This window comes from bacterium (assembly GCA_023230585.1).
Taxonomy (GTDB): Bacteria; Ratteibacteria; UBA8468; order B48-G9; family JAFGKM01; genus JALNXB01.
Genome location: JALNXB010000066.1, coordinates 1 through 9,364, shown reverse-complemented (window position 1 = coordinate 9,364; position 9,364 = coordinate 1). Strand labels below are relative to the sequence as shown.

4 protein-coding genes are annotated in these 9,364 nt (G+C 37.4%); all 4 read left to right on the top strand.

What is annotated here, in order from left to right:
- A partial coding sequence (locus M0P98_08410; protein MCK9266871.1) for a hypothetical protein occupies positions 1-2,743 on the top strand: 2,743 nt, incomplete at its 5' end.
- A 30-nt stretch (positions 2,744-2,773) separates the two neighbouring features.
- On the top strand, positions 2,774-6,715 hold the full coding sequence (locus tag M0P98_08405) for a LamG domain-containing protein (GenBank protein MCK9266870.1): 3,942 nt from the start codon (positions 2,774-2,776) through the stop codon (positions 6,713-6,715).
- A gap of 185 nt (positions 6,716-6,900) precedes the next feature.
- Entirely contained in the window at positions 6,901-8,868 is a 1,968-nt protein-coding gene (locus M0P98_08400; GenBank protein ID MCK9266869.1) for a DUF4838 domain-containing protein, read from the top strand.
- 190 nt (positions 8,869-9,058) lie between these two features.
- Positions 9,059-9,364 (top strand): hypothetical protein (locus M0P98_08395; protein MCK9266868.1); only part of this gene is annotated, 306 nt, incomplete at its 3' end.

Here is a 9,364-nt window from a genome sequence, read left to right as displayed (position 1 = left end):
AGCAATATCAGGTGAAAATGTTGGGTTTATGGTCTCTTGCAGGAACATTGGAGCACAACATCCTAAAGAGTACCAGTTATCAGAAAACCTTTTAAATTTGAAACTTTTTAGTCCATCTACTGGTAAAGAACTTGATTTCAGAATGCCTGCTCTTATGAAAAATTGGGGTATGTCGCCGAAAGAAAAAATTGAAGGGCACGACAAAGTGTCCGAACATCTACTTGAAAAATATCTCAATTTTATAGTTAAACACAAGAGTAATGCAGTAGGATGGTCTAAGACCCACGATATTTTACTTACACCTTTCTTGTCAACCCATAACATACAACAAACAAGTTTTTTACACAGCAAGCAAGTATATATTCATAATTCGCCTAAATGGGTAAGAGAAACAGAGGTAATAGGCCCTTTACATCCAAAAGATACCGAAAAATTTCCAGAAGAAGAAACTGTTATAGATGGTATTTTTTGGGGGCTTTACAAGATGTGGAGTTGCGGTCCTTATGGAGGTTTTATAGATTATCATGCAGGACCTAACAGAATAGTTCACGGATATCGCAGTGGAGGCTATTCATTAAGGGCAGATAGTTGGTATTTATATGCCCGTTCAGGAGAGAGAGATTTAAGAGAATTTGCTCAAGGAAGCAATCGGGTTTTTCTTGATGGAAACATATCTCATTGGAATTTTACAGACAAAATAATGGGTCTCTTAATAGGCAGTGCTGTAAGCCCTGGGAAAAAAAGCGAAAGAAATCGTGTTATAGACTTACCTATGCATTGGCAAGGCGGAGGTCTTCGGTACGAACTTTCAACCGTTGCAGATATGGAGCAAGCACTTCTTGATTATTATTTTACCGGTTACAGGAGAGCAGGGGATATTTTAGTAAATTTTTCTAATGCAGCTAAAAATAATCTTACTTATGAAGAAAAACATGACAGGGTAATTCTTGCTATGAGACATTTAACTGAAGCTTATGAATTTACCTGGGAACCAAGATTAAGAGAGTTGATTTATGAAATAAACAATAGATATTTATATGACCCAGAAGGGATGGTTCTTCTTTCAAAAACACGTCCTTACAGAAGCACTACTTACAAGACAGAAACAGACCAGGACTCGCTACTACTTATGTGGAGCGTCTTTAAAGACCCTCTATTTAAAAAAATGGCAATATCTATAGGGCAGAACAATTGGGAGAATATGTCTATCCTCCCACGGGTTAGAACACAGTCCCAGAATAGAGCGACTGGTCTGCTATATTACTTTATGTGGAAAGAAACGAAGAACCCGGTCTTTTTATCAGATTTTGATTATGCAAGACGCAGGCTTGTTGCTGATAGGTTGGTTGATATTAATACAAAAAAAGTTATAGTGCCTTGTACTTCTCAGATACCAAGATTCTTTAAAGGGCTTCCTTTGGCTATGGATATGTTATCACAATCGGATGCACAAATAGAGACACCTTCATCTTGGCTTGCTTTTAAGGTAGAAGAAAGTCCAATAAGAATATTTTTCGTAAAACCTGGGGCAGAAACCCTGAGAGTCGATTCTTCTGCAGAAAAAAACGAGACGGAGTTGAATATACTTATAAGAAAAGAAGGAAACGTATCTGTAAACCAGACAGCATCAAAAGAAAAAAAAGATATTCCTAAACCTTCTCAAGCAGGCGGAAATATTGTAATAAAACCTCACATATCTTACGAAGGACATATGTGGTCTGGTCACGATTTACATACTGTGATAGAAAAAAGCACAGGTGTATCAAAGGCGATTATACCTAAAGATGCTCCTGGCGGGGTCTATGAGTTGTCTGTTAATCAATCAGGGTACTACTCGGTATTTTCTGACAAACATATCCCTATAGCTCTTTATGCTCCCGAAGGTTGGTACCCATTAAAAATGAATCCTCCAGTAAGAACATACTTTAATGTACCTAAAGGTGCAGATAAAGGAAGGATATTTTTTGAAAAAAAGACTAATCTATTTACTCCTAATGGAGAAACGTATAACGATGGTAAAGAAGTGTTTGGGTGGGTAGAAATTCCGAAGAACCTTTCTGGGCTCTGGGGATTTGAAAGTGTAGACCCTGGAAAAGTTAAGGTTGAAAACATACCTCCTTTTTTCGCAATAGAAAACCCTAAGTTATACAACATACCTTTAGAAAAAAAAGCGCCTCCTCTTCAAAAAGTTAAAGGCTCTCTTGATTGGGCTTCTAAATGGAGAGTCTTTGGACCTTTTCATCAATATGACCCTGTTGTACCGTTAAGTGTTTTAAGTTCTTATCCTGAGAAAATAAAAGTTGGAGAAAAAGAGGTCAAAGGTGTAGATATTGAGGTGTCGGATACTATTTATGATTTTCCTAATATACTCAAAGAGGAACAGAGTGGAAGTGTGGCTTATGTGTTCCTTACTTTCAACTCTAACAAAACACAAAATGTAACTTTAGGTATGGGCGCTGACTGGTGGATGCAGGTATGGGTTAACGGAAAACTTGTTCACGATTCAACTAAGACCAGTAATATTCACTTTCCATTTTCTATATGGAACCACCTTGTAAATGTTAGAGTTAAAAAAGGAGAAAACTTACTTGCAGTAAGGTTTGTTCGTGGAGGAGGTTCACAGCTTGCCCTTGGAGGACCTGACCAGTTGAGGGTAACTCCTCTGCCTTCTGATAATAATCGGTTTGTAGGTATGAGTGAAGCAGAAAAAGAATTTTCGGTTTTTCTTACAGGTGAAAGGTAATATTTTTTATAAAGTTGGAGGTATGTGAAGATGAGAAAAAATGTGTTATTGATGTTCACGGCTATCTTATTATGGTCGCTGAGTAGTTCAGCTGAAAATTTTAGGATAAGTATCAACGATGTATCAGGATTAAACACTGCTTGGCCGATAATCGCAAGTATACCTTTCCCAGAAGGAAATCTTACAGATTCTTCAAATATAAGAATAATGAGCGGAGAGAAAGAAGTACCTTCCCAGATTGACGTAACAGCAACCTGGCGCGACGGTAGTATTAGATGGGCATTGGCAGGGTTTACTGCATCCCCGCAAGGTAATTATAGGGTTGAGTTTGGGGAAGGTATCAAGCGAGGAAGATATCCTAACCCTTTAAAGGTAACAGAACAACCCAACGGCGGGTTTGAGGTAAATACCGGGGTTGCAATATATAGGTTCGCTAAAAATCAACTTCTCCCAGAAGAAGGTTGGCTGATTTCTGGTAGAGAGAAAAGACAGATATTGGAAAACTCTGGCGCAGGTGCCTACTTGATAGACAATGCCAACAGAGAAGCAAGAGTATCAGGGGAGGCATCTGAAATAACAAACGAGATACTTAAAGAAGGTTCCAACCGTTTAGCAATTAAACGTTCTGGCTGGTATGTAACTACCTCAGGAGAGAAACTTGCTCGGGCAGATATCTGGTTATATTTCACTGCGGGTGTGCCTTATGTAAGGATAACACATACACTTATCTTTACAGAAGATACAAATAAGGTATGGTTTAAAGATTACGGGCTTGAATTTAAAACACCTGAACAACCAAAAGATACATATTTTTCTCTCGGAGAACCGGGAAAAAAGGAGACTGTTAGTAGAATAATCAATAATAGTGATGAAACATATATACTACAAACCGATTACCCACATTTTGCTGAGAGGGAGTATCAGGCAATAATTGGGAGAAATGTCAACAACAAAGATACAACAGTTCTTGAAAAAAAAGTAGCAGGCGACTGGGGTTACGGAGATTATGGTAGTTACGGGATAACACTTGTAATGCCTTGGTTGGCAGAAAGGTTCCCTAAAGAAATCTCTTTTGGGCAGCGTGGTGCAAGGGCTGTTTTATGGTCAGGTAGAAGCGGTAAAGAACTCGACTTTAGAGCCAAAACCCTTGTAAAAGAGTACTGGCAAACCTGGGCAGAAAAAGGTCTGGGTAGCCCGGGGGCAAAAAAACTATCTGAATTTGAAAGTAATGCTCAAGGTTCAGCCAGAACCCATGATATATGGTTTCTACCTCACTTAGGAGAATATAAAGAGGATTTAGTAAGAAAAACAGCCACTGCAGGTGCAAGACAAGTCCTTGCTCTTGCCGACCCTGTATGGTTATGTAACACAGAGGCGATGGGGTACCCAATGTTACATAAAGATGTAGAAAGGTTCCCAGAAGAAGAGAACGCTATATCTGAATACTGGCAGAGGTTTATACTTCCTTTGCGGGCATTCCCTCATACTGGTTATATAGACTGGGGAAATTTTCCTACCTGGTCCTATGATAGTGTGGGTGGTCGTATTATGGCTCGTTTCCATATTTTATGTAATATAGACCGTTATAGTGTAAGGCGAGAACCGTGGCGACTTTTTGCTCGAAGCGGAGAAAGGACATATTATGACTATGCCCACAGATTTAGCCGCTTTAGCGGGGATTGGTATTTAATACATCATAACTCTCAGACCGCCCCTATGAAAAGGAGAGGTCATTTTATGTTTTGTTCTCAAGAAGGCGGAAAACTGCCTTTTGCGTGGGGACAAACAGGTAATCTTTACCTTACTAACGGAGGCGATATTGGTTGCTGGCTTCTGGAGTATTATCTTGCCGGGGACGAACGTTCTTTTGAACTCTTAAAAATGTTGAAAGAGTCGGTTAAAAAAAGATGGAAATCTTCGGGAGCAATAGCAGTAAACCAATCTAAAGTTGTAAGAGAACTGGTAACTTTGTCAATAATGGATTGGGACGAAGATATAATGCAAATGTCAAAAGAAGTAACACATTCAATGTTTGATTTAGAAAGCCAAAATGGTATCAAAATGTTTAAGCATAGTTATGGACCAATGTATAAAGACCATAGAACAAGCCATAATACAGTAGAATATTACCTTGAGACAAAAGATGAACTTGCAAAAGAAGCGTTTCTTAAACTTATGGACCAGAGATACCGTTTTGATAGACGGACAAGTTTTGTAAGTTATAAGAACTACTCAGGTTTTACCAGTTCCATAGCGTACTGGTTAACAGGTGAAGAGCGCCATCTTGTAGTTGCAGAACAATCTATAAAAGATGCAGTTAGATATATTAAAGAACAGCCCCTTTCGAAAACCCTAAAAACTTTTCCAGCAGACCCTCTCGATTGGAAAAAGATGCCTGATTATCTTGGTATATGGGAATGGCATAATCCCTTCATAGGACTGCCAACTGCCTTAAAACTTCTTTCAGAGGGAAAGAGTAGCGGTAAATCAATGCCATTGATAGTTCAATGTGTAGAAGAACCAAAAGGAGAAATTCTGTTTTTGCATAAAAAAGGTGTAGATACCAAATTGAATATATGTATAAAAATCAAGAAAGATCTTGAACTTTTGCCGCCTAAAATTATTTCCTATAAAACCAGAAGAGATGTTAAAGGGATTAAAACAGAGTTTGAAAAGATTATGGAAAGGGGTCCTTTCTTTACAAAGAAACCTGATGTTTATCCAGTATATTCTGATACTTTTCATCTAAATGTAACTGTTCCTTCAGAAACCCCTGAAGGTTTATATAGACTTTTTTTTACGCAGGATGTTACCTTTACCCTTCTTGATATAAACACACAAAAAGTGGCATTGTATTGTCCTGAAGGTTTCTGGTCAATTTCAATAGGACAGCATACTGGCGAAGGATCTTATGGGCGTTTCGGTGAAGGAATGCCAGCATATTTCAAAGTTCCTGCCCACATTGAAAAACTTGAAATATTGATTGGTTCTCAATGTCGTATCAGAAGGCCTGATGGCTCTGTAGCTCTTGATATGTCAGATGATAATATTGGGAGGCAGAATATTTCTGTGGAAGGTAAACCTGGCGTCTGGAGCATTGAACCTTGCATATACAATATTCGTGGCACTTGTGCGCCTTCTTTTGTTCGCCTAATCAATGTGGAACCAATAGTTTCGTTTGGTTCGGCTTCCTTACTTCCTGAAGTTGCTCCCGAGAAATTTGTTAAAACAAAAGAGGAAGTTGTTGAATTTTCTCCTGTGGAATTTGTCAATGGCTTAACTGGCAGGGCATTACATCTTTCCCAAAACAGCAAAATCTCTTTTAGTAGAGGTGAAGAGGTAGCAGGAAATGAAGGGTATGAGTTTTTTCCAGTTAAAAAAGGAACGATTGAGTTCTGGTTCAAATCTGATCGCTCAAATTACGAAACACCTATAAAACATTGGCAACTAATTTATACAAACTTTGTTAAAGGTCCAAATGTTGCAGTAAACCACAGATATAAATTTTTTCCAACAATAAGAAATATAGACAGTGTTTTAAGAACTGAGATTTTACCTGAAAAAACAGGGCAGTTTAAGTTGGGTTTTCAAGGAAGATGTTTTCTAAAAAGAGATGAATGGGTTCACCTCGCTTTTACTTGGGATGTTAAAGAGGGTGAAAAAAATATGGACGGCGAACTTACCACTTTTGTGAATGGGAGCAGAATCAATTTTAATTATACACATTTAGGGTTAAACTCTATAAAAAATAGTAAATCTTTTAAACTTTCAAAAGAAGAACAGAATGTGACTATAGGTCCGTTTGATGGAACAATGGACCTTTTAAGGATATCAGATATTGTTAGGTATGCAGAAGATTTTAAGCCATCAAAAAAGTATGGGCTTGATAAGAACACAAGAGTATTCTTTAATTTTGACGGTAACTTAAAAGGAGTATCGGCATTTACGAAAGCACTGGTAGAAGCAAAATAAGGATAAAAGATGAGGTTTCCCCTTGTATGTCATTCCGGGCTTGATCCGGAATCTCGCTTTTTACTACTTATTTTATATGGGCTAAATTAGAGATCCTGAAACAAATTCAGGATGGTAAAACTGGGTATTTAAGGCACAAAATAGGCGACTTTGACAGAATGGCAAACCCTAATTAGGAGAGAATTATGAAAACAATCAAATGTATAGTAATAACATTTTTGATTATATCTTGTTGGGTGAGAGGGGAAGATTTGGATATAAAGGAGTTGAAGGGTATACATATACCTGTTTGGGCAGAAAGCGCAGAAGTTTTTGCAGCCAACGAACTTGCCAAATACTTAAATAAGATGTCTAATCTAAAAATTCCAGTACATAAAGGGTTTAAAAATATAGAAAACCCTTCAATTGTTATAGCAAATATTTCTGTATCAGCAACAAGTAAATCTATCCCTAAAGAGTTACATACAGGTTTTAAGTACGATGGATACCGTATTAAAACTATAGAAAACAACCTATATATCGTCTCAAAAGAGTCTGGTGGGGTTGTTTTTGGTGCTTATGAATACCTGAGAAGGTTTTGTGGTTGTTCTTTTCTTGATTATGGGGAGAGAGGTGAAACAATACCTTTACGTAACAATGTTGGTTTTTTCGGCATAGATGTTCTGGATAACCCTGCCTGCTGGTACCGTAGTGTTCAAGCTACATCAGGTGAATTGGAAGAACCTCTTGTAAAAAGAGTAGATTGGATGGCAAAAAACGGGTTTTCTTATCTTCTGGTAGAGGTGCGTTCAATAGAGGCGTTCAATAAAATGAGAAGTTGGCTTATACCTGCCTTGAAAAAGAGAGGTATTAAACTTGTTTACGGGCATCATATTTTTGGGATACTGTTGGGGGATAGAAAACGTAGGGATTTTGATAAATTTTTTGAAGAACGGCCAGACTTTTACCCTTTGTTGAGCGATGGAAAAGAGAGATGTATTACAAAAATGCAACTCCAGTGGTGTATGAGTAACCCTGACTTAACAGAACTTGTATCCCGAAGCATAATAGAAATCGCTCGCAATAATCCTGAAGCAGATATTATCTCTTTTTGGCCTAACGATGGCCGTGCTCCTGCCTGTGAATGTGAAAGTTGTAAAGCGCTTGTAACAGAAGAGGATATAAAACAGACTGTTTGGCGCAAAGAAGGGGTATCTCCTGAAGGTAAAAGAGGAAACAGAGGTAAAATGAGAAAATATATAAATATGGCTAACACTGTTGCAGAAAACCTTGCTGAAGTTTACCCACAAAAAAAATTGAGTATTCTGGCTTATATAGATGTAGCCGACCCTCCAGTTGACGTTAAACTCCATCCAAATATAAGGGTTAATCTTGCGATATATTGGCGTTGTTCCAAGCATATCTTGACTGATAGTTCTTGTGAAATCAACAGACAGTACGTGGATATAATAAAAGAATGGTTGAAGGTTATTCCACCAGAAAACCTTACCCTTACCACTTATGAAATGGGGATGCACGCTTGGCGTTCTCTACCGTGGCCTGTGGTAAACAATCTTTTTGAAGAATGGCCGTGGTTAAAAGAGAAAGGGGTAGGAGGAGCCCGTATGTTATCTCGAACAAAACATATAGGAGTATATGGTTTGAATTTTCTTGCGGTAAGCCATAACCTTAGGGAAGATACAGTAAGTTTTAAAGAATTTGTATCAGATTATGCCAATAAGTTTTTTGGACCAGAAGCAGGACCTTTGATGAAGCAGGTTATATTTAGATGGGAAGAACGCACAAGAGGGGCTGATAATGACCACATACTTCCTTCACCTATGTTGAACCTTAACCAGATTTTTAGAGATGAAGATATAGAATATTGTAACACTCTCTGCAAAGAAGCTCTTTCAAAAACAACAGATTCTAAATATCAATGGCGTATTGAAAGAATACTCTCTATTATGGAATATGTTGCCCTCTATAAGAAGGGTATAACTTTTTATAATTTAAAGTTGAAAAAACAACTTGAGGGAGAAAAGCGGAAAGAATTGGAAGATTGGCTTGAAGAATTGAATTCTTTTGTAGAGAAACACAAAGCTCTTGATGACGATATTTTTGGTTATGATTTTATGCCTTCTTTGAGAAGAAGTTTTGAAGATAAAAAATAATTTTGATGTAAGTAAAACAACTGTTACCAAATAAAGAGAGAGTATATATAAGAAACCTGCATACAAACCTAACGGTTGTGTTAAAAAATAATGAAAAATAGTGCTTAACTAATAGGTTAAAACTTGATAAAACCTAAGGAATATGATAAAGTTTCTATAAAAATCTAACTATTAGGAGGTCCTTATGTCAATGAAACATAAGAACTTGTTTTTCTGCTTGATTCTCTTCTTTTTTGTCTTCACTTCTTTAAGAATCTCTGCTTCAGAAAAAATCACAATAGATTTTTCTGACCTGGCAAACATTCTTCCCTGGACAGAATCTTCTTGTGCCTTAAACGAAGGCGGTATCAAACTTTATAGTTGCAAAGAAAACATCTCTTCCTCAGAAAGGTACCTTGATATACTTGTAAAACTTGACACTACAATTACAGATATTAAAGGCACAAAGGTTATAGCCAGTCTTTATAGCAACAAAGACCTAAATAAAGCACTTGTT

Excerpts from the sequence above, each read along its gene's own strand:
- M0P98_08405 (MCK9266870.1), top strand. The coding sequence starts at position 2,774 with ATGAGAAAAAATGTGTTATTGATGTTCACGGCTATCTTATTATGGTCG.
- M0P98_08400 (MCK9266869.1), top strand. The coding sequence starts at position 6,901 with ATGAAAACAATCAAATGTATAGTAATAACATTTTTGATTATATCTTGT.